Origin of the sequence: Pseudomonas sp. ANT_H12B (assembly GCF_008369325.1) — a bacterium.
Classification (GTDB): domain Bacteria; phylum Pseudomonadota; class Gammaproteobacteria; order Pseudomonadales; family Pseudomonadaceae; genus Aquipseudomonas.
Map to the genome: position 1 here is coordinate 269,119 of NZ_VOBI01000002.1, position 26,295 is coordinate 295,413.

General features: G+C 59.9%; 23 protein-coding genes. 18 read left to right on the forward strand and 5 right to left on the reverse strand.

Translation table 11 applies throughout. From position 1 onward, the window contains the following. The first annotated feature begins 49 nt into the window (after positions 1-49). From FQ185_RS04185 to madM, 11 genes are all read left to right on the forward strand, one after another. Positions 50-5,950 (forward strand): Hpt domain-containing protein, encoded by a 5,901-nt coding sequence (locus tag FQ185_RS04185; protein ID WP_149416381.1) that lies wholly within the window; start codon positions 50-52, stop codon positions 5,948-5,950. Beyond that, positions 5,943-6,401: a chemotaxis protein CheW gene (locus FQ185_RS04190; protein ID WP_149416382.1), complete on the forward strand. Its 459-nt coding sequence runs from the start codon at positions 5,943-5,945 to the stop codon at positions 6,399-6,401. Before FQ185_RS04185 ends, FQ185_RS04190 begins: the two co-directional genes overlap by 8 nt. 229 nt (positions 6,402-6,630) lie before the next feature. Further along, positions 6,631-8,301, forward strand: coding sequence for a malonate decarboxylase subunit alpha (gene mdcA / locus FQ185_RS04195; protein WP_149416383.1), 1,671 nt, complete (start codon positions 6,631-6,633; stop codon positions 8,299-8,301). Then, positions 8,301-9,176, forward strand: a complete 876-nt coding sequence (locus FQ185_RS04200) for a triphosphoribosyl-dephospho-CoA synthase (RefSeq protein ID WP_149416384.1) — start codon at positions 8,301-8,303, stop codon at positions 9,174-9,176. Before mdcA ends, FQ185_RS04200 begins: the two co-directional genes overlap by 1 nt. Beyond that, complete coding sequence (locus tag FQ185_RS04205) at positions 9,176-9,475, forward strand: malonate decarboxylase subunit delta (RefSeq protein ID WP_149416385.1); 300 nt, start codon at positions 9,176-9,178, stop codon at positions 9,473-9,475. The genes FQ185_RS04200 and FQ185_RS04205 overlap by 1 nt, the downstream gene beginning before the upstream one ends. Beyond that, positions 9,468-10,310 carry a biotin-independent malonate decarboxylase subunit beta gene (locus FQ185_RS04210; protein ID WP_149416386.1) on the forward strand — a complete coding sequence of 281 codons (843 nt, stop codon included), beginning with the start codon at positions 9,468-9,470 and terminating at the stop codon, positions 10,308-10,310. Before FQ185_RS04205 ends, FQ185_RS04210 begins: the two co-directional genes overlap by 8 nt. Continuing rightward, positions 10,307-11,110, forward strand: coding sequence for a biotin-independent malonate decarboxylase subunit gamma (mdcE, locus tag FQ185_RS04215; RefSeq protein ID WP_149416387.1), 804 nt, complete (start codon positions 10,307-10,309; stop codon positions 11,108-11,110). Before FQ185_RS04210 ends, mdcE begins: the two co-directional genes overlap by 4 nt. Further along, on the forward strand, positions 11,104-11,724 hold the full coding sequence (locus FQ185_RS04220) for a malonate decarboxylase holo-ACP synthase (RefSeq protein WP_149416388.1): 621 nt from the start codon (positions 11,104-11,106) through the stop codon (positions 11,722-11,724). The genes mdcE and FQ185_RS04220 overlap by 7 nt, the downstream gene beginning before the upstream one ends. Beyond that, positions 11,721-12,632: a malonate decarboxylase subunit epsilon gene (mdcH, locus tag FQ185_RS04225; protein ID WP_149416389.1), complete on the forward strand. Its 912-nt coding sequence runs from the start codon at positions 11,721-11,723 to the stop codon at positions 12,630-12,632. The genes FQ185_RS04220 and mdcH overlap by 4 nt, the downstream gene beginning before the upstream one ends. Before the next feature lie 64 nt (positions 12,633-12,696). After that, positions 12,697-13,089 (forward strand): malonate transporter subunit MadL, encoded by a 393-nt coding sequence (gene madL / locus FQ185_RS04230; protein ID WP_149416390.1) that lies wholly within the window; start codon positions 12,697-12,699, stop codon positions 13,087-13,089. 5 nt (positions 13,090-13,094) lie between these two features. Further along, on the forward strand, positions 13,095-13,859 hold the full coding sequence (madM, locus tag FQ185_RS04235; RefSeq protein WP_149416391.1) for a malonate transporter subunit MadM: 765 nt from the start codon (positions 13,095-13,097) through the stop codon (positions 13,857-13,859). 85 nt (positions 13,860-13,944) lie between these two features. On the opposite strand, the gene FQ185_RS04240 is transcribed toward madM, so the two are convergent. Continuing rightward, positions 13,945-14,859: a LysR substrate-binding domain-containing protein gene (locus FQ185_RS04240; RefSeq protein ID WP_149416392.1), complete on the reverse strand. Its 915-nt coding sequence runs from the start codon at positions 14,857-14,859 to the stop codon at positions 13,945-13,947. 138 nt (positions 14,860-14,997) lie between these two features. Here FQ185_RS04240 and FQ185_RS04245 point away from each other — a divergent pair, with 138 nt between their 5' ends. Beyond that, the gene (locus FQ185_RS04245) at positions 14,998-15,615 is read left to right on the forward strand and encodes a hemolysin III family protein (protein ID WP_149416393.1); all 618 of its coding nucleotides are present in this window, start codon (positions 14,998-15,000) and stop codon (positions 15,613-15,615) included. 5 nt (positions 15,616-15,620) lie between these two features. Here the strand turns inward: FQ185_RS04245 and FQ185_RS04250 are convergent, their stop codons facing one another. Further along, positions 15,621-16,529, reverse strand: coding sequence for a LysR family transcriptional regulator (locus FQ185_RS04250; RefSeq protein WP_149416394.1), 909 nt, complete (start codon positions 16,527-16,529; stop codon positions 15,621-15,623). Positions 16,530-16,636: 107 nt separating this feature from the next. On the opposite strand from FQ185_RS04250, the gene FQ185_RS04255 reads away from it, so the two are divergent. Genes FQ185_RS04255 through FQ185_RS04265 form a run of 3 tightly spaced genes read left to right on the forward strand, consistent with a single transcriptional unit; the run spans position 16,637 to position 19,177 of the window. Beyond that, on the forward strand, positions 16,637-17,878 hold the full coding sequence (locus tag FQ185_RS04255) for a D-amino acid dehydrogenase (RefSeq protein ID WP_149416395.1): 1,242 nt from the start codon (positions 16,637-16,639) through the stop codon (positions 17,876-17,878). 18 nt (positions 17,879-17,896) lie between these two features. Then, positions 17,897-18,247: a RidA family protein gene (locus tag FQ185_RS04260; protein ID WP_149416396.1), complete on the forward strand. Its 351-nt coding sequence runs from the start codon at positions 17,897-17,899 to the stop codon at positions 18,245-18,247. Between the two features lie 27 nt (positions 18,248-18,274). Further along, on the forward strand, positions 18,275-19,177 hold the full coding sequence (locus FQ185_RS04265; protein WP_149416397.1) for a transporter substrate-binding domain-containing protein: 903 nt from the start codon (positions 18,275-18,277) through the stop codon (positions 19,175-19,177). A 99-nt stretch (positions 19,178-19,276) separates the two neighbouring features. On the opposite strand, the gene FQ185_RS04270 is transcribed toward FQ185_RS04265, so the two are convergent. Both FQ185_RS04270 and FQ185_RS04275 read right to left on the reverse strand, forming a co-directional pair. Further along, on the reverse strand, positions 19,277-19,996 hold the full coding sequence (locus FQ185_RS04270; RefSeq protein WP_149416398.1) for a 16S rRNA (uracil(1498)-N(3))-methyltransferase: 720 nt from the start codon (positions 19,994-19,996) through the stop codon (positions 19,277-19,279). 174 nt (positions 19,997-20,170) lie between these two features. Beyond that, on the reverse strand, positions 20,171-21,577 hold the full coding sequence (locus FQ185_RS04275; RefSeq protein WP_149416399.1) for an adenosylmethionine--8-amino-7-oxononanoate transaminase: 1,407 nt from the start codon (positions 21,575-21,577) through the stop codon (positions 20,171-20,173). A 222-nt stretch (positions 21,578-21,799) separates the two neighbouring features. Between FQ185_RS04275 and FQ185_RS04280 the strand changes: the two genes are divergently transcribed. Beyond that, positions 21,800-23,563 carry a flavin monoamine oxidase family protein gene (locus FQ185_RS04280; RefSeq protein ID WP_149416400.1) on the forward strand — a complete coding sequence of 588 codons (1,764 nt, stop codon included), beginning with the start codon at positions 21,800-21,802 and terminating at the stop codon, positions 23,561-23,563. A 435-nt stretch (positions 23,564-23,998) separates the two neighbouring features. Here FQ185_RS04280 and FQ185_RS04285 read toward each other — a convergent pair whose 3' ends face one another. Next, a complete protein-coding gene (locus tag FQ185_RS04285) occupies positions 23,999-24,490 on the reverse strand; it encodes a hypothetical protein (protein WP_149416401.1) in 492 nt (163 codons plus the stop codon). 590 nt (positions 24,491-25,080) lie between these two features. On the opposite strand from FQ185_RS04285, the gene FQ185_RS04290 reads away from it, so the two are divergent. Next, complete coding sequence (locus FQ185_RS04290; RefSeq protein WP_149416402.1) at positions 25,081-25,632, forward strand: cytochrome b; 552 nt, start codon at positions 25,081-25,083, stop codon at positions 25,630-25,632. Further along, positions 25,632-26,258, forward strand: a complete 627-nt coding sequence (locus FQ185_RS04295) for a YceI family protein (protein ID WP_178113488.1) — start codon at positions 25,632-25,634, stop codon at positions 26,256-26,258. Before FQ185_RS04290 ends, FQ185_RS04295 begins: the two co-directional genes overlap by 1 nt. Positions 26,259-26,295 lie beyond the last annotated feature (37 nt).

A 26,295-nucleotide genomic window follows, 5' to 3' on the forward strand; every position in this document is an offset into this window, starting at 1 on the left:
CCGCCCCCGGGCGCATGCTTCTTGACTGAAGTGAGGATTGGAGTGGTTTATGGGTGATCGGCACGACTATGTGGCCCTCGAGTGGGTCAAAGGCGAGATTGCCGAAACGCTGAAGCAGGCTCATCAGGCAATCGAAGACCTGCTGGATGACCCGCAGGCGACGCACGCCCTGAGCGATTGTCTGGCGTGCGTCCATCAGGTTCACGGCAGTTTGCAGATGGTCGAGTTCTACGGCGCGGCGCTTCTTGCCGAAGAAATGGAACAGCTGACCACGGCCTTGCAGCACAACCGTGTCAGCCATCGCGATGAGGCGATCCATCTCTTGATGCAAGCCCTCGGGCAATTGCCGATCTACCTCGACCGGGTGCAAGGCGCCCGTCGTGATTTGCCGCTGGTGGTGTTGCCGCTGATCAACGATCTACGCAGTGCCCGTGGCGAAAGCCTGTTGTCGGAAACCAGCCTGTTCAGTCCGCAATTGCCCCACTTGCCACCCCTGGACGAAGCGTCGCTGGCGCTGCTGGAACCTGCGGATTTACCGAACGTGCTGCGTAAATTGCGGCAAATGTTGCAGATGGCCCTGGTCGGGTTGCTGCGTGAGCAGGATGGGGAAACCAACCTCGATTATCTGACCAAGGTTTTCGCACGGCTCGAAGGCTTATGCGCAAATGCGCCCCTGAGCCCGTTGTGGCAAGTCGCCTCGGCGCTGGTCGAAGGCATGCGCGGCGGTGCGATCGCTAACAGTCCGGCGCTGCGCAGCCTGTTCAAGGACGCCGACAAAGAGCTCAAGCGCCTGCTCGAACAGGGCATGCCCGGAATCAATCAGCCGGCGCCGCCGGAGTTACTCAAAAGCTTGCTGTTCTACATTGCCAAGTCCGAACACCCCACCGGGCAGATGCTGACCATGAAAGATCGCTACTCACTTGACGATGCGCTGCCTGACAGCGCGATGGTCGACGAAGAACGAGCACGGCTGGCCGGCCCTGACCGCGACGCGATGCGCTCGGTGTTGGCGGCGCTGTGCGAAGAGCTGGTGCGGGTCAAGGAGCGCCTCGACCTGTTCGTGCGCAGCGACCGGCAGCACACCTCCGACCTCGAAAGCCTGCTGGCGCCCCTGCGGCAAATTGCCGACACCCTGGCGGTGCTGGGTTTCGGTCAGCCGCGCAAGGTCATCATCGATCAACTGGCGGTGGTGCTGAGCCTGGCCCAGGGCCAGCGCGAACCCAACGACGCGATCCTCATGGACGTCGCCGGCGCCTTGCTCTATGTCGAAGCGACCCTGGCCGGAATGGTCGGTACCGTCGAGCCGGAAAGCCAGGATGAAAGCCGTCTGCCGACCACCGACCTGACGCAGATTCACCAGATCGTGATCAAGGAAGCACGCATCTGCCTGCAACAGGCCAAGGACATGATCGTCGATTACATCGACGCCGACTGGGACCGTCAGCACTTGCAGCCATTGCCGGCCTTGCTGACCCAGGTGCGCGGTGCGCTGGCGATGATTCCGCTAAGCCGAGCGGCGAATCTGATCGAGACGTGCAACAACTTCATCCGCGAGCACCTGCTGCTGGACCCGGATCACCCCGGCTGGCAGGAACTGGACAGCCTGGCTGACGTCGTCACCAGCATCGAGTATTACCTGGAGCGCCTCAGCGACGACCCCGAAGCGCTTGGCGAACAGTTGCTCGACGTTGCGGAAAAAAGCCTGGCCGCGCTCGGTTTTTTCCCCAGCGAGCAGCAGGTGCCGGTGCTTGAGGATGTGCTCAGCCCCAGTGAAGCGCAGGTCATGCAGGACCTTCAGGCGCTGGACGATCCTGAGGTCGTGCAGACCTTGGCCGACGTACTCGCCAGCCCCGTGTCTGCGGTCAATCCGCCAGCCCTGACCACACCCGGCAGCCTGTTGCCGCCGCCAGTGGGCGAGGAGCCGGTAGACGATGAGCTGCGGGAAGTCTTCCTCGAGGAGACCGACGAAGTCCTGGAAATTCTGGGTGAATACCTGCCGCGCTGGTCGGCCAATCCCGACAACAAATCGGACTTGAGTGAACTACGCCGGGCCTTCCACACGCTCAAAGGCAGTGGCCGGATGGTGCGTGCGCTGATCCTTGGCGAACTGGCCTGGGCCGTGGAAAACCTGCTCAACCGGGTGCTTGAACAGAGCGTGCCACCCGGGGCGGCAGTGCAGCAGTTGCTGGCGGAGACGTTGAACCTGTTGCCGGAACTGGTGGCTGAATTTGCCGCTAATACCCAACGTCAGCGCAACGATGTCGATCAATTGGCCGCCCGCGCGCATGCCTTGGCCAAGGGTGATGCGCCTGCCAGCGATGAGGACACGCAAGATGTTGCTGCTCTCGATCCGCTGTTGCTGGAGATTTTCCGCAAAGAAGCCGAGACCCATTTAAGCAGTCTCAACCGCTTTCTCGACCAGGCAGCCGAACACGTACCGTTGCAGGCCAACGACGAATTGCAGCGGGCATTGCACACCCTCAAGGGCAGCGCTTCCATGGCCGGCGTCTTGCCGATTGCCGAGCTGGCCGCGCCCTTGGATCAGTTGGCCCGGGAGTACAAGGCCCACCTGATTGCCCTGGACCTGGACGAAGTCGAGCTGCTGCTGGAAGCCGAAGGACTGTTTCGTCTCGGGCTGCGACAGCTCACGCGCGACCCGCTGGGGGACATTCCCGGCGCCCGCTCGTTGATCGAGCGCACCCAGGCGTTGCTGGCCGAGCGTCTGCAAACCTTGCTGAGTGCACCGAATACCGGCCTGCGCACCAAGCGCGATCCGCAGCTGATCAATAACTTTCTCGCCCAAGGCATGGACATCCTGCTCGACGCCGAAAGCCTGTTGCAGCGCTGGCAGCAGCACCCCGGCGAGCGTCAGGAACTCAGTGCGCTGCTGGACGAATTGACCACCCTCGGCGAAGGCGCGCACCTGGCTGATTTGCACCCGGTGGATGAGCTTTGCGAAGCCTTGCTCGACCTCTATGGTGCGGTCGAAGAAAGCAGCCTGGCGGTCAGCGAAGCGTTTTTCCATGAGGCACAAAGTGCCCACGAAGCGCTGATCAACATGCTCGACGAACTGGCTGCCGGCCAGGAAGTCAGCCCGCAACCGGAACGCATCCGGGCCTTGCACGGGTTGCTCGACGCCAGTCTTGATCCGTCGGCAATGGGGCTGATTCGAAGCGACGGCAGCCGAACCTTGAGCATCCGCGAACTGGGCAGCGCCACCGCCGAACTGGAGCAGACTGCCACCCAAGTCGAGCTGGACGATGAAATCGTTTCGATCTTCCTCGAAGAGGCAGTGGATATCCTCGAAAGCGTCGGCCAGGCCTTGCAGCGCTGGCTGAGCGACCCGGACAATGCCGCGCCGTTGTTGTCCTTGCAGCGAGATTTGCACACCCTCAAGGGCGGCGCGCGGATGGCCGAGATCGAGCCGGTCGGTGACCTGGCCCATGAATTGGAAAGTCTTTACGAAGGTCTGGTGGACCGCCGCTACACCCACAGCGAAGCGCTTGCGCACCTGCTGCAACAGAGTCACGACCGGCTCGCGCAGTTGCTCGAACAGTTGCAGAACCAACAGCCATTGGGCGATCCGAGTGAGCTGATCCAGGCCATTCGCGAGTATCGCCAAGGCAATGCCAACGCTGTTGAAGTGGCCGAGCCGGCCAGGGCTGAGGATTCACCGGGCCATGATCCAGAGCTTCTGGAGATCTTCCTCGAGGAAGGTTTCGACATCATCGAAAACTCCGGTGCGGCGCTGGTGCGATGGCAGGCCGAACCTTCGAATCGCCAGGAAGTGGAAACCCTGCTGCGCGACCTGCACACCCTCAAGGGAGGCGCGCGGATGGTGGAAATCGCCCCGATCGGCGACCTGGCCCATGAGCTGGAATTCCTCTACGAAGGCCTCTCCGCTGGCGTGCTGCAATCCACGGCTGCGTTGTTCGAGTTGTTGCAAAGCAGCCACGACCGCCTGGCGCAGATGCTCGACGCAACCCGCGCTGGCCAGCCGTTACCGCCGGCCGATCGACTGATCGATGCGATCAAGAATTTCAGTCATCCGGCCGTGCTCGAAGCGCCGGTTGCGACACCTGCGGTGCTTAAACCCGAGCCGCCCGCGCTGCAACCCGATGCCAGTGCGGACATGGTCAAGGTCTCGGCGGAACTGCTCGACGACCTGGTCAATCTGGCTGGCGAGACGTCGATCTTCCGTGGCCGGATCGAACAACAGGCCAACGACGCTCAAGTCGCGTTGAACGAGATGGAAACCACCATCGAACGGATGCGCGATCAGTTGCGTCGCCTGGATACGCAAACCCAGGGGCAGATTCTCAGTCGTCAGCAAGTCGAAGCCGAACGCCTGGGTTACGAAGAATTCGACCCGCTGGAAATGGACCGTCATTCGCTGTTGCAGCAATTGTCTCGGGCGCTGTTCGAGTCGGCTTCCGACCTGCTCGACCTCAAGGAAACCCTCGACCGGCGCAATCAGGAAGCGCAAAACCTGTTGCAACAGCAAGGCCGCATCAACACCGAGTTGCAGGAAGGCCTGATGCGTACGCGCATGGTGCCGTTCGAACGGATGATGCCGCGCTTGAAGCGCATTGTTCGTCAGGTCTCCAGCGAGTTGGGCAAGGACGTGGAATTCATCGTTGGCAATGCCGAAGGCGAGATGGATCGCAACGTCCTCGAACGCATGGCCGCGCCTTTGGAACACATGCTGCGTAACGCTGTGGACCATGGGCTGGAATCCGCCGAGGTGCGTATCGCGGCAGGTAAACCGGCGCAAGGTCGAATCACGCTTGATCTGTCGCGAGAGGGCGGCGACATCATTTTCGACATCCGCGACGATGGCGCCGGTGTGCCGCTGGACGCGGTGCGGCGCAAGGCGATCAAGCGCGGATTACTCGCCCCGGACAACGACCTCAGCGACCGCGATGTGTTGCAGTTTATCCTGCAACCGGGGTTTTCCACGGCCGAGAAAATCACCCAGATTTCCGGGCGCGGCGTCGGCATGGACGTGGTTCACGAAGAAGTCCGGCAGCTGGGCGGGAGTATGAGCATCGACTCTGTGCCCGGGCAAGGCGTGCATTTCCGGATTCGTCTGCCGTTCACCGTGTCGGTCAACCGCGCGCTGATGGTGCAGTGCGGGGACGATCAATACGCGATCCCGCTGAACACCATCGACGGCATCGTGCGCGTGCTGCCCAACGAACTCGAAGGGCATTACCGGCTCGATCCGCCGACCTACAAATACGCCGGGCAACACTATGAACTGTGCTATCTCGGCGAACTGCTGAAAACCAGCCACCGTCCGAAACTGCTGGGCCAGAGCCTGCCGCTGCCGGTGTTGCTGGTGCAGTGCAATGAGCGGCACATCGCGGTGCAAGTCGACTCCATGGCCGGCACTCGCGAGATCGTGGTCAAAAGCCTCGGCCCGCAGTTTGCAGCGGTGCAGGGTTTGTCCGGGGCCACGATTCTCGGCGATGGCCGGGTGGTGCTGATTCTCGATTTGCTGGCACCTATTCGCGCGATGCAGGCCCGCGTGCCGCAACAGTCAGCGACTCAGGACGCGGAGGTCGAGCCGCACAAGCCATTGCTGGTGTTGGTGGTCGACGACTCGGTCACCGTGCGCAAGGTCACCAGCCGTTTGCTCGAGCGCCACGGCATGAACGTACTGACCGCCAAGGACGGTGTCGACGCCATGCTGCTGCTCGAAGAGCACCTGCCTGACCTGATGCTGCTGGACATCGAAATGCCGCGCATGGACGGCTTCGAAGTGGCAACCCAGGTGCGCAGCGATGAACGATTGCAACACCTGCCGATCATCATGATCACTTCCAGAACCGGCCAGAAACACCGCGACCGCGCCATGTCCATCGGCGTCAACGACTACCTCGGCAAGCCGTACCAGGAATCGGTGCTGCTCGAAAGCATCGCCTTGTGGAGCAAAACCCATGCTTGAGCACCGCACCAGCAACCTGACCGGCCTGCTGTTGCCCCTGGCTGACCGCAACCTGATCCTGCCCAACGTCGCCGTTGCGGAGCTTATTGATTACCAACCCAGCGCCTTCGACCTCGACACTCCGCCGTGGTACCTCGGGCGGGTCATGTGGCGGAACCGGCAGATTCCGTTGCTCAGTTTCGAGTCGGCGTGTGGGCAGAAAATCGTCATCGGTGAGCGGGCGCGGATTGTCATTCTCAATGCGCTCGGTGGGCGGCCCGATTTGAAATTCATCGCCTTGCTGGTGCAGGGGATTCCGCGCTCGTACAAGCTCGACAGTCAGTTGAGCTATGTGGATGTGCCGTTGTGCTCGCTGGAACAGGCGGCGGTGCAGGTGGGGGAGCAAGTGGCCAAAGTCCCTGACTTATTGGCGCTGGAGGAGTTGTTGATAAAGGCCGGGCTCGCCAATTGATTCGGCGGTGATTTCACCGGCGTCATCGCGGGCAAGCCCGCTCCCCCAGTATTTGAGTCACTCGCAAAACCAGTGGGAGCGGGCTTGCCCGCGATGACGTCAGCACTGGCAGCGAAAGTCGTCTGTCAATCATTACGGCGACCGTAACGATCCGTCTCTCTGCTTGATTGATGTCCCCCACCCAACGCTCCTAAGGTGACTCCCACGACAGCGAACCCGTGGAGTGGTCATGACAACAACAATATCCCCCGACTCGCGATGGACGCGGCGGCGCAGCGAAAAGCAGCGACGGCTCGAGCTGGTACGGGGTATCGCCGACGGTGTGGTGTTGCCCACCGACAAGATCGTTGCGGCGCTGGAGGCGTTGATCCTGCCCGGCGACCGTGTGGTGCTGGAAGGCAATAACCAGAAGCAGGCGGATTTCCTCTCCCGCTCCCTGGCCAAGGCCGATCCCGCGAAACTGCATAACCTGCACATGATCATGCCCAGCGTCGGACGCTCCGAGCACCTGGACCTGTTTGAACGCGGCATCGCCCGCAAACTCGACTTCTCTTTCGCCGGCACCCAAAGCCTGCGCATCAGCCAGCTGCTGGAAGACGGCCTGCTGGAAATCGGCGCGATCCACACCTACATCGAGCTCTATGCGCGGCTGGTGGTCGACCTGATTCCCAACGTCGTGCTCTCCGCCGGTTTCATGGCCGACCGCGCCGGCAACATCTACACCGGCCCGAGCACCGAAGACACCCCTGCATTGATCGAACCGGCCGCCTTCAGCGACGGCATCGTCATTGTCCAGGTCAATCAGTTGGTGGACGATGTCAGCGAACTGCCTCGCGTCGATATCCCGGCCTCCTGGGTAGATTTCGTGGTGGTGGCCGACAAGCCGTTCTACATCGAACCGCTGTTCACCCGCGACCCTCGCCACATCAAGCCTGTGCACGTGCTGATGGCGATGATGGCGATCCGCGGGATCTACGAAAAACACAACGTCCAGTCCCTGAACCACGGCATCGGTTTCAACACCGCCGCCATCGAATTGATCCTCCCGACCTACGGCGAATCCCTGGGCCTGAAGGGCAAGATCTGCCGCAACTGGACCCTCAATCCGCACCCAACCTTGATCCCGGCCATCGAAAGTGGCTGGGTCGAAAGCGTGCATTGCTTCGGCACTGAACTGGGCATGGAAAACTACATCGCCGCTCGCCCCGACGTGTTCTTCACCGGGCGCGACGGCTCCCTGCGTTCCAACCGGATGTTCTGCCAACTGGCCGGGCAATACGCGGTGGACCTGTTCATCGGCGCCACCCTGCAAGTCGACGGCGACGGTCATTCCTCCACCGTGACGCGCGGCCGCCTGGCCGGTTTCGGTGGTGCGCCGAACATGGGCCATGACCCGCGCGGTCGCCGCCACGGCACACCGGCCTGGCTCGATATGCGCCACGATGACGCTCCCGAAGCGCTGCTCGAACGCGGCAAAAAACTCGTGGTGCAAATGGTCGAGACTTTCCAGGAGGGCGGCAAACCGACCTTCGTCGAAACCCTCGACGCGGTGGAGGTGGCGAGAAAAAGCGGCATGCCACTGGCGCCGATCATGATTTACGGCGACGACGTCACCCACCTGCTGACCGAAGAAGGCATCGCCTATTTGTACAAGGCGCGTTCGCTGGAAGAGCGTCAGGCAATGATCGCGGCCGTGGCCGGAGTCACCGTCATCGGTCTGCGCCACAACCCGAAAGACACCGCCCGCATGCGCCGCGAAGGCCTGATCGCCTTGCCCGAAGACCTCGGCATCCGCCGCACCGACGCCACCCGCGAACTGCTCGCAGCGAAAAGCGTGGCCGATCTGGTCGAGTGGTCCGGTGGCCTCTACAACCCGCCCGCCAAGTTCAGGAGCTGGTAATGCACGCATTTAACCTGCAACCCAAACCTCTATCGCTGACCGAACGGCTGGCGGATATGGCAGTCGACGCGCTGATCGACGAAGCGGATCTGTCACCGAAACCGGCGCTGGTTGATCGTCGTGGCAATGGTGCTCACACCGATTTGCATCTCGGGCTGATGCACGCCTCGGCGCTGTCCCTGTGGCCTGCGTTCAAGGAAATGGCGGAGGCCGCCATCGAGTTTGGCGAAATCGGATTACCGATGCGCGAAGCCATTGGCCTGATCGGTCGGGAAGGGGAGCAACAGATGCTCGCCACCACCGATGGCGTGAACACTCATCGCGGGGCGATCTGGGCTTTGGGCCTGTTAGTCGCTGGAGCCGCGCTGGAACCTGAGTCTACCGCCGCAAGTTCTATCGCATTACGCGCCGCACGCCTGGCCCTGCTCGACGATCGTTACGCGCCACGTCTGTTGAGCCACGGCGCGCAAGTCGCCCAACGCTACGGCGCTCGCGGTGCGCGTGAAGAAGCGCAGCTGGGTTTCCCGGCAGTAATTCAACGCGCACTGCCACAACTCAAACGCAGCCGCTCCACCGGTCATGGCGAGCAGAACGCTCGGCTCGATGCCTTGCTGGCGATCATGACGAATCTGGCCGACACCTGCGTGCTCTACCGCGCAGGCGAACACGGCCTGCAGACCATGCAACTCGGCGCGCAAGCCGTGCTCGATGCGGGCGGCAGTGCCAGCCTCGCCGGCCGCCGCCGTTTGCATGAGCTGGACCAACAACTCATCGCGTTGAATGCCTCGCCCGGCGGTGCTGCCGATTTGCTCGCAGCCTGCCTGTTCGTCGACCGCATCGAGTCTGGCGACGCCCTCATCCAGGGAGCTTTCTGATGGAAACCTTATCTTTTGAATTCCCCGCCGGGCAGCCGCCACACGGCCGGACGCTGGTGGGCTGTGTCGGCTCGGGCGATCTGGAAGTGCTGATCGAGCCAGGGCAGGCCGGCAAACTGACGATCAAGGTGCAGACCTCGGTCAACGGCGCCGAACAACGCTGGCAGCATCTGTTTGCGCGAATGTTCGACGGTCAGACACCGCCGGCGATGGCCATCGATATCCACGATTTCGGGGCGACGCCGGGTGTGGTGCGCTTGCGTCTGGAACAAGGCTTTGAGGAGATCGGCCATGACTGATCTCCTAAACAAACATAGCTTCGTCGAACTCGGCGCCCGGCAACGTGCCAAGGCCTTGCTCGACGCCGGCACCTTCCGCGAATTGCTCGACCCGTTTCAGCGCGTCATGTCGCCATGGCTGTCGCGTCAGGGCGTAGTGCCGCAAGCCGATGACGGTGTGGTGATCGCCAAGGGCAGCATCGGTGGATTGCCGGTGGTGATCGCGGCCATCGAAGGCGCGTTCCAGGGGGGCAGCCTCGGTGAAGTCGGCGGGGCGAAGATTGCCGGTGCGCTGGAACTGGCCGCCGAAGACAACCGTAAAGGCATCGCGACCCGCGCCGTGCTGCTGCTGGAAACCGGTGGCGTGCGTTTGCAGGAAGCCAATCTTGGGCTGGCGGCGATTGCCGATATTCATGCGGCGATTGTCGATCTGCGCCAGTACCAGCCAGTCGTTGGCGTGGTGGCGGGCAGCGTTGGCTGCTTTGGCGGGATGTCGATTGCCGCCGGGCTGTGCAGCTATTTGCTGGTAACTCAGGAAGCGAGGCTTGGCCTGAACGGCCCGCAAGTGATCGAACAGGAAGCCGGGCTTGAGGAATACGACTCCCGTGATCGTCCTTTTATCTGGAGCCTGACCGGTGGCGAGCAACGTTTCGCCAGTGGTCTGGTGGATCGTTTTGTCGCTGACGACGTGGCGCAGGTTCAGCAGCAGGTCAGTGAATTGCTTAAGCAAGGTTTACCGAAACAGCAACGCAGCCGTCAGGCCGAATGGTTCCTGCAACGGCTGGCCCGTCTGGACACCGAGCCGCAAATCGAGCCGTCAACGGTTCGCGATCTGTATCAAGGAGAGCGCTCATGAGTTCGTATTCCCTGAGAGGCTTGAGCTGGTTCAACGCCTTGAGTGCAGGTGCGAAACCGGTCGAAGGTTTGCCGGCATCGTTGATGGTTGCCGATGGTGTGTTGGGTGAGCAGCCCGTGCGGTTTATCGCGGTGGTGGCTGATCCCGACAACCGTTTCGTCCGCGCCCGAAACGGCGAGGTCGGTTTGCTGGAAGGCTGGGGTTTGGCCAAAGCGGTGGACGAAGTCATCGCAGCCGATCTGGACAAACCGCACAAACGTGCCTTGATCGCCATCGTCGATGTGCCGAGTCAGGCTTACGGTCGGCGCGAAGAAGCGCTCGGGATTCATCAGGCATTGGCCGGTGCTGCGGACAGTTATGCCCGTGCCCGGTTGGCCGGTCACGCAGTGATCGGTTTGCTGGTGGGCAAAGCGATGTCCGGGGCGTTTCTGGCTCATGGTTATCAGGCCAATCGGCTGATCGCCCTGCGCGATCCGGGCGTGATGGTTCATGCGATGGGCAAGGCTTCGGCGGCGCGGGTGACCTTGCGCAGCGTCGAAGAGCTGGAAGCATTGGCCGCCAGCGTGCCGCCGATGGCATATGACATCGACAGTTACGCGACCCTTGGTTTGCTGTGGGAAACCTTGTCGGTGGAACAGATCGAGCAGCCGACGGCGGCGGATCTGACGCGGGTGGCTGAATGCCTGAGCCAGGCGATTGGTGATGTCGCCACCAGTGGCCGAGACCTGAGCAGCCGCTTGGGCGCCACCAACCGCGCGGCGTCGAGCCAGGTGCGCCAACTGTTGAGAGCGCAGTGGTGAACACGCTTCTGGCCCACGACCTGCTCTGGGGGATGACCCCGGAGCAATTGCCCGCGGATGCACCTTCGTGGGTGATCGAGTCGATCAGTGCGGGTCAACCGGTGGTGGTTCGGCGTGCGTTGAGCGCGGCGGATCAGATCGCGGTCGGCGTGCGTGGGTGTTTGCGTGAGCAGCGTTATGCAACGGTGATGTCGGTCGATGCGATCCAGCGTCAAGTCCGGCCGGAAGCGCTTTGCAATGTCTCGATTGATCGGGGTTTGCCGGCAGTGCGCGCCCTCAAACAACTGCGGTCGATGCTCGATTCCTGTGAGTGGGTTTGGGGTGTCAGCGGCAGCGCCGGGTTTGAATTGGCCAGCGGTTTTCAGGCGTTGCATGAGGGCAGCGATCTCGACTTGATCCTGCGTACACCGCAGCCGTTGGATCGTGTGCAGGCGCAAGAACTGGTGAAACGTCTCGATGCCTCGGTGTGCTGGGTGGACATGCAACTGCAAACGCCAAACGGCGCTGTGGCCCTGCGCGAATGGGCCGGGTCCTCGGAACGGGTCCTGCTAAAAAACGCCACTGAAGCCTGTCTGGTAACCAATCCGTGGAACCCGCAGGAGCAAGCAGCGTGAGCAGCTTGCTGGTGTTCCCGGGCCAGGGCGCGCAGCAGCCGGGCATGCTCCATCGTTTGCCTCGCGAGACGGTGATCGAGGCGAGTGACGTGCTCGGCGAAGACACTTTACTTCTTGATTCTGCTGAAGCGCTGAAGTCGACAAGGGCTGTTCAGCTCTGCCTGCTGATTGCCGGCGTCGCTACTTCACGCCAGTTGCTGTTGGCGGCGGATTACGTGGCCGGGCTTTCTATCGGCGCTTACCCGGCAGCGGTGGTCGCCGGTGCTTTGAGCTTCAGCGATGCTCTGCATCTGGTCAGCCTGCGCGGTGAGCTGATGCAACAGGCTTATCCACAAGGCTATGGCATGACCGCGATCATCGGTCTGGATCTGGCCACGGTGGAAGATTTGCTGGCACAGGTTCACAGCGACGCGACACCGGTTTACCTGGCCAACATCAACGCCGATAACCAGGTGGTGATTGCCGGCAGCGATGGCGCGATGAAGGCGGTTGCCGCGTTGGCCAAAGGTCGCGGTGCAGGTCTGGCCAAACGTCTGGCCGTCAGCGTGCCGTCCCACTGCCCTCTGCTGGACGCACCTGCGAAAACCCTGGCCGCAGCCCTCGCCAAGGTGCCATTGAAAACTCCGACAACGGGTTATCTGAGCGGCAGTCGCGCCCGGCCGGTCACAAGCATCGAAGCCTTGCGCGACGACCTGGCATTCAACATGTGCCGCGTGGTGGATTGGCGCGGCACGGTACAAAGCGCCTATGAGCGTGGCGTACGTCTACAGATCGAACTGCCGCCCGGTGCGGTGCTGACCGGGCTGGCGCGCCGGGTATTCGAGCAGGGCACCGTGATTGCCTTCGACGGTGCGCGGCTCGATACCTTGCAGGCGCTGTTGCGTGAGGAGGGAAGCCGCCAACCTTAAACCCCGACTCAGGCCTTCGAACAACAAAAACAACATTCGACGATGCACTTTGAGGACAACAACAATGATTATTTACGGTGTGGCGTTTCTCGCCTTTTGTACCCTGACGGGTATTTTTATCGGCGAGCTGCTCGGCAAGCTGATAGGCGTACCGGCCAACGTCGGCGGTGTCGGTATTGCGATGCTGCTGTTGATCGGGCTCGGGAGTTACCTCAACAAAAGCGGCTGGTTCAAAGGTAAAACCGAACAGGGCGTGGAGTTCTGGAGCGCAGTTTACATTCCGATTGTCGTTGCCATGGCGGCACAGCAGAACGTTTATGGCGCGTTCAAGGGTGGACCAATGGCGATTCTGGCGGGAGTGGCTGCAGTCACCATCGCTTTTGCCTTGGTGCCGGTGCTGGTTCGTATCGGTAACAAAGAACCGGCCTCGGTCATTCCTTCTAAGACTGCAGGGTGATCACCATGTACGAATCGATGATGAAGGTGATTACCGGTTACGGGCTGATCAGTGGCTTTGCGATTGTCGGCGTGACCATGTGGGTGTCCTACTGGATGTCCAATACGTTCACCAAAGGCCGCTTGCATGGCTCGGCCATCGCCATTTTGCTCGGCCTGTTGTTGTCCTATATCGGTGGTGCGTTGACCGGAGGCCAGAAAGGCGTGGTGGACATCCCGTTACTGTCCGGGATCGGTCTGCTGGGCGGTGCCATGTTGCGCGATTTCGCCATTGTGGCCACGGCGTTCGGCGTCAGTGTCGATGAACTGAAACGTGCCGGTTTTGTCGGAGTACTGGCGTTGTTCGTCGGCGTCGGGACGTCGTTCATTGCCGGTGTCGCCGTGGCCATGGCCTTCGGTTACACCGATGCGGTAAGCCTGACCACCATTGGTGCCGGGGCCGTGACGTATATCGTCGGTCCGGTAACCGGGGCTGCCATCGGTGCCAGTTCCGAGGTCATGGCGCTGTCGATTGCGGCAGGGTTGATCAAAGCCATTCTGGTGATGGTCATGACGCCGTTCGTGGCGCCAATGATTGGTTTGAACAACCCACGCAGTGCGGTGATCTTCGGGGGCTTGATGGGGACATCCAGCGGTGTGGCGGGAGGGTTGGCGGCCACGGATCCGAAACTGGTGCCTTATGGTTGCCTGACCGCTGCGTTCTACACAGCATTAGGCTGTTTACTCGGGCCTTCATTGCTGTTTCTGATCATGCGCGGATTAATGGGCTGATGTCTTCGAGGGTAAGCCACTCTCCCACAGGACCTGCGCAATGCCTGTGGGAGCGTGGCTTGCCCGCGAAGGGGGCGCCGCGGTCTCAGGCATTGCGATTGGCATACATCCGACACTCAGCCAGCAACGCCAGCAGATTCGGATCCCGCTCCTTGGCCTTCAAGAACACCACCCCGATGTGCTGCTGCAACCGATACTTTTCCTGCAGCGGAATCAGCTTCACCCGGTTCTCATACACCGCCGCAATCCTTCCTGGCAGCAACGCATAACCCACGCCCGAGCTGACCATGCTCAGCAGGGTAAAGATGTCGTTGACCTGCATCGCCACCTTTGGCTCGAACCCCGCCTGCCTGAACACCCGATTACCGTCCTGATGCGTGGCGAAGCCCTGGGTCAGCGTAATGAATGTCTCATCGCGCACTTCGGCAAGGTCGACTTCGGTCCGTTGAGCAAACTTTGAGTCGGCTGGTGTGGCCAGGAACATGTCATCGGAAAACAGCGGGATTTGCTCGCAATCCGGGTCGTTGACGCTTTCATCCAGGGACACCAGGATCGCGTCGACTTCCATGTTTTTGAGCTTGTACAACAGGTCGAAGTTCGAACCGAGGATCAGGTCGATATTGAGCTCGCTGCGGCGGATTTTCAGGCCCATGATCAGCTGCGGCACGGTCTTCACCGTCAGCGAATACAGCGAGCCAAGCTTGAAGCGCTCGGCGGAGAACCCGGCGGCTTCGCGGGTCAGGCGCACGGTTTCGACCACGTCCTGAATCAGCTTTTGCGCGCGTTCTTCCAGCACGTAAGCGCTTTCCAGCGGCGTCAGATTGCGGCCTTCGTGCTTGAACAGCGGGCAGCGCAGGGCGCTTTCCAGAGAATGAATTGCCCGGTGCACGCTGACATTGCTGGTCTGCAACTCGGCGGCGGCCCGGGCCAGGTTGCCGGTGCGCATGAAGGCCAGGAACACCTCGAGTTTTTTCAGGGTCAACTCTTCATCGATCAGCATGGCGGGGACTCTTATTCGAATGTCTCGATTGTGCACGTATGTAGGTTCTTGGGGGATTTGTGTTCTGCAACATTGCGCTTTTAGTCTCAAGGCCTGAGCCTTGCGCATTGTTGTAACGAATTCCGAGGTGAGCAACACATGTATCACGGGGAAAGATTGAACGCCTGGACGCATCTGGTCGGGGCGGTGGCGGCAGTTGTCGGGGTGGTGTGGATGCTGGTGATCGCCGGCATGGACGGTAGCCCGTGGAAGATCGTCAGCGTAGCGATTTACGGGTTTACCTTGCTGGTGCTTTACAGCGCGTCGACCGTTTACCACAGCGTGCGTGGGCGCAAGAAAGAGATCATGCAGAAGGTCGATCACTACTCGATCTATCTGCTGATTGCCGGTAGCTACACGCCATTCTGCCTGGTGACGCTACGCGGGCCGTGGGGCTGGACGCTGTTCGGCATCGTCTGGGGGCTGGCGCTGATCGGTATCCTGCAAGAGATCAAACCGCGTTCGGAAGCGCGGATTCTATCGATCGTGATCTACGCGGTGATGGGTTGGATCGTGCTGGTGGCGGTCAAACCGTTACTGGCGGCGTTGGGCAGTACAGGTTTTGCCTGGCTGGCGTCGGGCGGCGTGTTGTACACCGTGGGCATTGTCTTTTTTGCGCTGGATAGTCGTTTGCGCCATGCCCACGGGATCTGGCATCTATTCGTGATCGCCGGGAGTTTGCTGCACTTTGTGGCGATTATGTTTTACGTCTTGTGAGGCCGTCACGGGATCAAACGATCCAGTTGCGCCTGCGCCCGTCGGCTGAACACCTGCAGCAAATCGCTCAAGGTGTGCGGCGGCGGTTCGTCGGCGCGGGTCACTGCGTACAACGTGATCGATAACGCTGGCGCCAGAGGTCGAATCGCCGTGGTGGCGGGGGACGCGCCAAGCGCGGTAAACGGATCGATCACCGCCAACCCGGCACCGGATTCAACCATCGCCCGCGCCAGCGAATAGGTCTGCACCGCGATGCGTACCCGTGGTGGTGGCGTGACCGCCTCAAGGTAACTGTCGAGCCTGGCTGCCAGCGGGTCGGCGCTGGACAGGCCGATCAGTGGCGCACCCGCCAGTTCGATCAACGGCAACGGTTGGCCCAAGGCGTCGTCGGGCCAATAGCCCAACGGCGCCAGCGCCACCAAAACTCCGCTGGCCAAGGCCAGTGCTTTGAGTCCCGGATGATCCGGCGCTTGCAACGTCAGCGCGACATCCACTTCGCGCATCAACAAATTCTGAATCAGCTCACGGCTGTGGGCGCTGGACAGCTCGCAGGCAATGTCCGGGTAACGTTGCGTCCATTCGTTGATCGCCGGCGGCAGCAGCGACAGGGTCAGTGCCGGGGTTGCGCCGATCCGTACGCTGTGGCCCGGCTCGCGGCGCAGGCTCTGGGCCAGACGTCGCACGCCTTGCAAGCTTTCGGTGACTTTGTCGACCTCGCGCTCAAGCTCCAGCGCTTCGGGCGTGGCCTGCAATTTACCGCGCACCCGCAGGAATAACGGGAAGCCCAGTTGCTGTTCGGCGTGTTGCAGCACTTTGCTCACCGCCGGTTGCGATACGTGCAGCAGCTGCGCGGCGCCACTGACCGAACCTGTCTGGCGAATAGCCTGGAAAATCTCGATGTGTCGCAGTCGCATGGCAAATCCATAACCTTTGTTTATGGGTCAGGCATCTTTATGCATTGTTCAACGTCTGTCACCTGGTCCTAACCTGAGGCCTGTTTCAACAACGCTTAAGGACAGACATGGCTCAGCGGGTTTGCATCATCGGTGGCGGCGTTATCGGGCTGACGACAGCCTACGCACTGGTTCGCGAAGGCATCGACGTGACGTTGATCGAGGCCCGGGATTCGTTGGGCAGCGAGACCAGTTTCGCTAACGGCGGGCAGTTATCCTACCGTTACGTCGCGCCGCTGGCCGATGCGGGCGTACCGTTGCAGGCGCTTGGCTGGATGTTGCGCGGTGACTCGCCATTGAAGCTGCGCCCGCGTCTGGACCCGGCGCAATGGCGCTGGATGGCGTCCTTTCTGGCAGCCTGTCGTCGCTCGGTGAATCAGCGCAATGGCGCGCATCTGCTGCGTCTGGCGCTGCTGAGTCAGGCCACGCTGCAAGGCTGGCGCGAGGAAGATCGCCTCGACGGATTCGACTGGCGGCGCAACGGCAAACTGGTGACGTTTCGTGAAGCCGCGAGTTTCGAACATGCCCGCCATGCCCTGGCTGATCCGCGACAGCAACAGGTGTTGTCCCGCAGCGAGTGCGCACAGTTGGAGCCTGCACTCGCCGAGGCGCCGTTTGTGGGCGCGATTTATACCCCCGATGAGGAGGTCGCCGATTGCCATGCTTTCTGCCAGCAACTGCTGGCTCGACTTCAGGCGTCGGGACGTTGCGAGTTTTTGCTTGGCCGCAAGGTCACCGGCATTCGCCATGCGGACGGTGCGGTGCAGGCGGTCGAAATGGGTTCACAGGTGCTGCCGGTCGAGCAACTGGTGATGGCTGCCGGTCATCGCAGTCCGGCGTTGGCGTTGCCGGGCATGAACCTGCCGCTGTATCCGCTCAAGGGCTACAGCCTGACCTTGCCCATTCGCGCCGAGCATCGGGCGCCAGACCTGAGCATCACCGATTACAACCGCAAGATCGTTTACGCCCGCATCGGTGAACAACTGCGCGTGGCGGCAATGGTCGACATTGTCGGTTTCGACCCGGCGCTCGATCCCAAGCGTCTGGCGCTGATCAAGCGCCAGGCGCAGGAAACCTTGCCCAATGCCGGCGATTACGATGCCGCCATCGAATGGGCCGGCATGCGCCCGGCGACCCCCAGCGGCGTGCCGTTGATTGGCGCCACGGCATACCGCAATCTCTGGCTCAACCTCGGTCATGGCGCTCTGGGTTTCACCCTGGCCTGTGGCAGCGCTCGGTTGCTTGGCGAATTGATTGCCCGGCGCGCACCTTCGATCGAAATGCTGGGCCTCGCACCTCGCGTCGCCTGACTTGAAAAGGAAAAACCGATGAGCATTAACCGTATCAACAGCAACAACCGTCTCTCTGGCGCGGTGACCTTTGGCGATCTGGTGTTTCTCTCGGGACAGGTTCCGGGTGACAGCCCCGACGTCACCGGCCAAACCGCCGAGGTGCTGGCGAAAATCGATGCGTTGTTGGCCGAAGCTGGCAGCGACAAGGATCATCTGCTCAACGCGACCATTTACCTGAACGACATTGGCCGCGACTTTGCCGCCATGAACGAGGTCTGGTCGCAGTGGCTGTCACCGGGCAACGCGCCGACCCGCACTACTTTGCAGGCGCAGCTGGCCCGTCCAGAGGTTCTGGTGGAAATCACTGTGATCGCCGCCCGCCGCTAATCGCTCTACCCACAACGGAGAATAACAATGCAAAAAATCACGTTGATCGGCTGCACCCTCGGCCTGCTGCTCGCCAGTCAGGTCCAGGCCAACGAAGCGCCGCTGACCGGTACGCTGAACAAGGTCGCCAATGCCAAGAGCATCACGCTAGGCTATCGCGACGCGTCGGTGCCGTTCTCTTATGTGGGTGATCACTCGGGGCAGCCGATGGGCTACTCGGTGGATCTGGCGAGTAAGATTGTCGAGCGCATCAAGCAAAAACTCGAGCTGCCGGATTTGCAGGTGAAGTACAACCTGGTGACCTCGCAAACGCGCATTCCACTGGTGCAGAACGGCACGGTCGACCTTGAGTGCGGCTCCACCGGCGTGACCGCCGAGCGCATGCAGCAAGTGGCGTTTTCATATGGGTTTATTTATGTGAAGGGGCAGTTGCTCACGGCGAAGGACAGCGGCATAAAAAGCTTCGCCGACCTGCGCGGCAAGAACGTCGTGACCACCGCCGGCACCACCAACGAGCGGTTTCTGAAGAGCTACAACATCGATCACAAGATCGATATGTTCGTCATCAGCGCCAAGGACCACGGCGAAGCTTTCCAGATGTTAGAGACGGGTCGGGCGGCGGCGTTCTATATGGACGACGCGCTGCTTTATGGTGAGCGCGCCAAGGCCCGTGATCCGCATAAATGGGTGGTGGTTGGCGAAGAACAATCGCGGGAAATCTACAGCTGCATGGTGCGCAAGGGTGATCCGCAGTTTCTCGAGTTGGTGAACTCGACACTTGCCGATCTGTACAGCTCCGGGGAAATCAACGGCATCTACAACCGCTGGTTCCAGCAGCCGATCCCGCCCAAAGGCTTGAACCTGGAATTCCCGATGACCAGCGAGCTGAAGGCAATCATCGCCAAACCGGTGAGTGATCCGGTGCAATAGTTCCTGACTGATCGTTCCCACACTCTGCGTGGGAACGATCAGTACGCGGTCTCCTGTGGGAGCGGCGGTGCGACGATTCGACTTGCCCGCGAAGAGGCCTTAGAAATCACCCCAAAGTTGCTGGGCCACCGCCAACGCCACCACCGGCGCGGTTTCGGTGCGCAACACTCGAGGGCCGAGGCGGGCGGCGTGAAAACCGCCAGCCTTGGCCTGCTCGACTTCAGCGTCGGACAACCCGCCTTCCGGGCCAATCAAGAACGCCAACGTCGCAGGCTTCGCATGGCTCACCAACGGCTCCGCCACCGGATGCAGCACCAGTTTCAATTCAGCCTCGGTCTGCTTCAACCAGTCCGCCAACAGCAGCGGCGGATGAATCACCGGCACCCGTGAACGCCCGCATTGCTCGCACGCGCTGATCGCAACCTGGCGCCAGTGCATCAGGCGTTTGTCGGCACGCTCGTCCTTCAGCCGGACTTCACAGCGGTCGCTGAAGATCGGGGTGATCTCGGTGACGCCCAATTCGGTGGCTTTCTGAATCGCCCAATCCATCCGCTCGCCACGGGACAAGCCCTGGCCGAGATGGATCGACAAGGGCGACTCGACCTGCCCGGTGAAGCTTTCATCGATTTGCACGACGACGCGCTTCTTGCCGACTTCTATCAGCGTGGCGCGAAACTCATGGCCCGAACCGTCGAACAGTTGCAGCGCATCACCCTCGGCCATGCGCAACACGCGGCTGATGTAATGCGCCTGGGCCTCGGGCAACTCGTGTTCGCCGGTGCTCAAGGGGGCGTCGATAAAGAAGCGGGACAGTCTCATGCGGGGTCTCTGAAAAGGGTGTTAATCATCTGAAATCATTGTTGGCTTCTGTGCGCGAACCTTTGTGGGAGTGAGCCTGCTCGCGATAGCGGGGTGTCAGTCGACATCAATTTTGACTGTTACACCGCAATCGCGAGCAGGCTCACTCCCACATGGACCGCATCGTTCGATGCATCAGCCCGGATCTCGGAAACCGGGGTGAAAGTCCTTCGGCACTGAAACACTGACGCTGTCACGGGTGGCAATGTCGATACCTTCACTCGCCACTTCGGCCAGAAAGTCGATCTGTTCAGGCGTGATCACGTACGGCGGCAGGAAGTACACCACGCTGCCCAACGGTCGAAGTAAAGCACCACGCTCCAGCGCATGCTGGAACACTTTCAAGCCACGACGCTCCTGCCATGGATAAGCTTCCTTAGTGGCCTTGTCCTTGACCATTTCAATGGCCAGCACCATGCCGGTCTGGCGCACTTCCGAAACGTTCGGGTGATCGGCCAGATGCGCGGTGGCGGTGGCCATGCGCTGGGCCAGTGCCTTGTTGTTCTCGATGACGTTGTCTTCTTCGAAGATATCCAACGTCGCCAATGCCGCCGCGCACGCCAGCGGATTGCCGGTGTAGCTGTGGGAATGCAGGAAGGCGCGCAGGGTCGGGTAGTCGTCGTAGAACGCGCTGTAGACATCTTCGGTGGTTACGCAGGCCGCCAGCGGCAGGTAACCACCGGTCAGGGCCTTGGACAGGCAGAGGAAATCCGGGCGGATGCCAGCCTGTTCACAGGCGAACATCGTCCCGGTGCGGCCGAAGCCGACGGCGATTTCGTCGTGGATCAGGTGCACGCCATAACGGTCGCAGGCTTCGCGCAGCAGTTTCAGATAAACCGGGTGGTACATGCGCATGCCGCCGGCGCCCTGGATCAGCGGCTCGACGATCACTGCAGCGACGGTGTCGTGGTTCTCGGCCAGGGTCTGTTCCATGGCCGCGAACATGTTGCGCGAATGTTCTTCCCAGCTCATGCCTTCCGGTCGCAGGTAGCAATCGGGGCTCGGTACCTTGATGGTGTCCAGCAGCAAGGCCTTGTAGGTTTCGGTAAACAGCGGCACATCGCCCACCGACATCGCCGCCATCGTCTCGCCGTGGTAGCTGTTGGTCAGGGTGACGAAGCGCTTCTTGTTCGGCTGGCTGCGGTTGAGCCAATAGTGAAAGCTCATTTTCAGCGCAACTTCGATGCAGGACGACCCGTTATCGGCGTAGAAGCACCGGGTCAGGCCTTCCGGCGTCATCTTCACCAGACGCTCGGACAACTCGATCACCGGCTGATGACTGAAACCGGCAAGAATCACGTGTTCCAGTTGATCGACCTGATCCTTGATGCGTTGGTTGATCCGCGGGTTGGCGTGGCCAAACACGTTGACCCACCAGGAACTGACCGCATCGAGGTAGCGTTTACCTTCGAAGTCTTCCAGCCACACGCCTTCACCGCGCTTGATCGGGATCAACGGCAACTGTTCGTGGTCTTTCATCTGGGTGCAGGGATGCCACAACACGGCGAGATCGCGTTGCATCCACTGATTATTCAGGCCCATTTTCAGTCTCCTCGAGGCGGCTCGCGACAGGCGCGGGCAAACAATCGCGCAAGCCTATGCAATGCGCGTCACGGGGACAACCCATTGTGTCGATTGAGCTACTTTGTATAGGACGATAGACGTCGCTGGCGGCCTTTTGATGGCTGACGTATTCTTCGCGGTTCTTTGGGTCGCCTGACCCGTAAAACCTCTATTTCCTCGTGTATTTCCGGAGTTCGCTGAATGTCTGCTGGTTGGCTGCGCGCCTGTGCGCTGGTGATGTTGGGGCTGTTCAGCGTGTCTGCGCTGGCCAAGGATAAAACCGCGATCGTGATCGGCGGTGGCCTGTCGGGACTTACGGCTGCCTATGAACTGCAGAACAAAGGCTGGCAGGTCACGTTGCTGGAAGCCAAGCCGGGCATGGGCGGCCGTTCCGGCATGGCCACCAGTGAGTGGATCGGCAACGACAAGACCCAGCCGGATTTGAATAAGTACGTCTCGATCTTCAAGCTGAGCACCACGCCGGCTCCTGAGTTCGTCCGTACCCCGAGCTACCTGATCGACGGCGTGTATTACACCGCTGCCGATCTGGCCACCAAGCAGCCGGCCACCAGCGAGGCGCTCAAGCGCTACGAAACGACCCTGGACGATCTGGCGCGTTCCATCGAAGACCCGCAGAACCCGGCGGCCAACAGCACGCTGCACGCACTGGACCAGATCAACGTGTCGAACTGGCTTGATCGCCTGAGCTTGCCAGCCACGGCCCGCCAATTGGTGAATCAGCAGATTCGTACCCGTTATGACGAACCTTCGCGCCTGTCGCTGTTGTACTACGCACAACAGAGCCGGGTTTACCGTGGTGTTTCCGATCGCGATCTGCGAGCTTCGCGCCTGCTCGGTGGCAGCCCGGTGCTGGCCCAGGCCTTCGTCAAACAGCTGAAAACCATCAAGACCAGTTCTCCGGTTTCGGCGATCATTCAGGACAAGGACGGCGTGACCGTCAAAGTCGGCAGCGTTGGCTATCAGGCTGACTACGTCATTGTGGCCGTGCCGTTGCGCGCACTGAACAAGATCCAGATGACTCCGGCGCTGGATGCTCAGCACATGGCTGCCATCAAGGGCACCAACTACGGCTGGCGCGACCAGATCATGCTGAAGTTCAAGACGCCGGTGTGGGAAAGCAAGGCGCGCATGTCCGGCGAGATCTACAGCAACACCGGCCTGGGCATGATGTGGGTTGAGCCGGCCCTGAAGGGCGGCGCCAACGTGGTGATCAACCTGTCCGGCGACAACGCCCGTGTGATGCAGGCCTTCGGCGACAAACAGATGGTCGATCAGGTGCTGATCCGTCTGCATGCCTTTTATCCACAGGCGCGCGGTTCGTTTACCGGTTATGAAATTCGCCGCTACAGCACCGACCCTTCAATGGGCGGCGCTTACCTGGCGTTCGGCCCTGGCCAGATCAGCAAGTACTGGCGTCTGTGGGAGCGTCCGATTCAGCGTGTAGCCTTTGCCGGCGAACACACCGACACCTTGTACCCGGGCACGCTGGAAGGCGCATTGCGCACCGGTCAGCGGGCAGCCAGTCAGGTTGAAGACTTGGCGGCCGGCAAGTCGTTTGAACCGGCGAAGGTTGTTCCGGCAGCGACTGCTGTTGCGGCCGGTGCAGTGGCGGCGAAGAAAGGTAATTTCTTCACTAATTTGTTCGGTGGTTCTGACGACAAACCGGAACCGGCCAAGAAGCCTGAGCCCGTGGCTCCGGTTGCTCCGGCACCGACTCCAGTGCCAGCCCCGACCCCGGCGCCTGTCCCAGTCGAAGCGCCGAAGCCTGCGGTACCGGTGAAAACCGAGCCGGCGAAAAAAGCTCCGGTCAAAACTCCAGTGAAAAAGCCTGCTGCCAAGACCGAGGCGAAAAAAGCCTCGGTAAAAGCCCCGGTGAAGAAAGCTGAACTGGCGAAGAAGCCAGCGGCTAAACCAGCAGCGACCACTGAGACCAAGGTTCAGTAACGTTCAGGCGTAAAAAAAGCGCGGCCCGAGGGTCGCGCTTTTTCTTGATCATCCGGTTTTACCTAGGCTGAACTCTGTATTCGCAAAACCTTGATTTCAGTCCTACAGTCTTTAGCGATGTATCAGATACTTCCCACAAAATTATCAGAAGCAAATGACCGATAGGGTTGAGTTTGAGGTATATGCTCTTCAAAAATCTGGAGCATATATGAAACTACTAGTGGCAATTATAATCTTGATAATGCTTTCTGGTTGTGTGGTTGGTGAATGTAGAGATCCGCTGAAAATTCCTATGCTTCCCAAGCGCGACGCTGAGTTGGCTCACAAATGCCGAATGGACCCTTATAAACCTGAGTGCTCAGTCAATTAGGTGGTGTCATTAATTAGCAGTCCCTTAACGCATGATGCTTAATTTCTTGTCATGAATAAGCGGTGTTAGTTAAACTCCCAATGAAAAATTGGTATTCCCTGAGCTAGTACATTAAGCTTCTTTTGTTTAGGGAAGCGACCAGGAACAAATCCAGAGCGGGCCCAGCGCAGATCTCCCGTCCGCTGATCATAAATGACCAGATTCCCGTCATCTTGAATAACCATACATGTGTTGTACCACAGCGATTTATCAGTGCTGTGAGTGCTTTCAGCAATCCATAAGCGCTTTCTAGACGGATCATAAAGAAATCCACTATTGCTGATCACAAATTGCAGAGGAAGCATTTTTCTCGGATACAAAGTTTTGCTGTAAAGCTGATTGTTGTCTGCAATCCATGCTACAGCACCATTATCCGTAATGACCAAATTTCCATCAGCTTGCAATATCAATCGAAATCGACCGTTTTCGGACATAAGATATTGCCCCGGCAACATCGATTGATTGGGAGGCAGTACCGACGAACCACTTGCTTGAAATGGGGTGTATGTAATAGCCATATTTTTCACCTTGATCAATGAGTTGTTGAGTGTTCATTGAATCAAATTCAAATACGGAAATGGCTATACATATTTATAGCTTGTCTTAAAAAACATTTAATCGCAGATTAGCGTGAAACACGAAAGCAAGCGGTAGCCATTAAGTACTCTGGATTGGTGGGGCGGAGCCTGCCAAGGCGGCACCGGCCAAACCCCCGGCGAAAAAACTGAACCAGCGAAGAACCCGACGGCCAAACTGCCGAGGCCAAGACGCAGTAAAGCTGTGGAATGAGCAGACACCCGGCTCAAGGATCGTGCTGTTTTTTTGCCTGATCCAAGCCAGCTCTCACTTTTCGATCTGTGGGACACAATTCATGTCACACAGCAGATCCCTTATGGGAGCGGGCTTGCTCGCGAAGAGGCCCGTACGGGAGCCCTTAATTTATGTCTTTCCACTAACATCCCGCCTCACTTTCGCCTTTAATCTTTCCTTAACTCACCGCTTTCAAACTCTTTGATCGTATTTCTCGATATTTCAAAGCGAAATTTTCCGCTTTAACTCGATAGATAAGTCGATAGTCTTGGTTCGCAGTTCTCACAGGATTTGGGCAATGCAGCTACGTAACTCTTCTTCCCGCTACGGTTGGGTCAGCATCTTCATGCACTGGGGTGTGGCGCTGGTGGTTTTCGGTCTGTTTGCGTTGGGCTTGTGGATGGTCGGTCTCGACTACTACAGCGTCTGGCGCAAAGACGCGCCCGACTTGCACAAGAGCATTGGCCTGGTGTTGTTAGCCGTCATGGTCCTACGGGTGCTGTGGCGGTTCATCAGCCCGCCGCCGCCAGTACTGGAAAGCTATAACCGCACGACGCGCATTGGCGCCAAGTTCGGTCACTCGTTCCTGTATCTCAGTCTGTTCGCTGTGATGATTACCGGTTACCTGATTTCCACCGCAGACGGTGTCGGGATACCGGTGTTTGGCCTGTTTGAAGTTCCTGCGCTGGTTTCCGGACTACCGGATCAGGCAGATACAGCCGGTGTGATTCATTTTTACCTGGCCTGGGCGCTGGTAATTTTTTCCGGTCTCCATGCGTTGGCAGCACTGAAACACCATTTTATTGATCGTGATGCGACCCTGACGCGAATGCTGGGACGCAAAGCCTGATGTTCAACCTCGACTCCAAAGGAATAGAAAATATGTTGAAAAAGACCCTCGCCGCTCTGGCAATCGGTTCTGCCCTGCTGTCCGCCAACGTGACGGCAGCTGACTACGTTGTCGACAAGGAAGGCCAGCACGCCTTCGTTGACTTCAAGATCAGCCACCTGGGCTACAGCTTCATCACCGGTACCTTCAAGGACATCGACGGCAAGTTCAGCTTCGACGCTGCCAAGCCTGAAGCCAGCAAGATCGAGTTCAACGTGAACACCGCCAGCGTGTTCACCAACCATGCAGAGCGCGACAAGCACATTGCCAGCGGTGATTTCCTGAACGCGAGCAAATTCGCTAAAGCCACGTTCGTGTCCACCAGCGTCAAATCCACCGGCAAAAACGCCGCTGGCAAGGATACTGCGGACGTGACCGGTGACCTGACCCTGCTGGGCGTGACCAAGCCAGTCGTGGTCAAGGCCACTTTCCTGGGTGAAGGCAAGGATCCATGGGGCGGCTACCGTGCCGGCTTCGAAGGCACCACCAGCATCAAGCGTTCCGATTTCGGCAAGCAGAAAGACTTGGGCCCATCGTCCGACGCGGTCGAGTTGTACGTGACGTTTGAAGGTGTCAAAGCGAAGTAACTTTCGTGCCTGACACAAAAACGCCCCCGATCTCGCG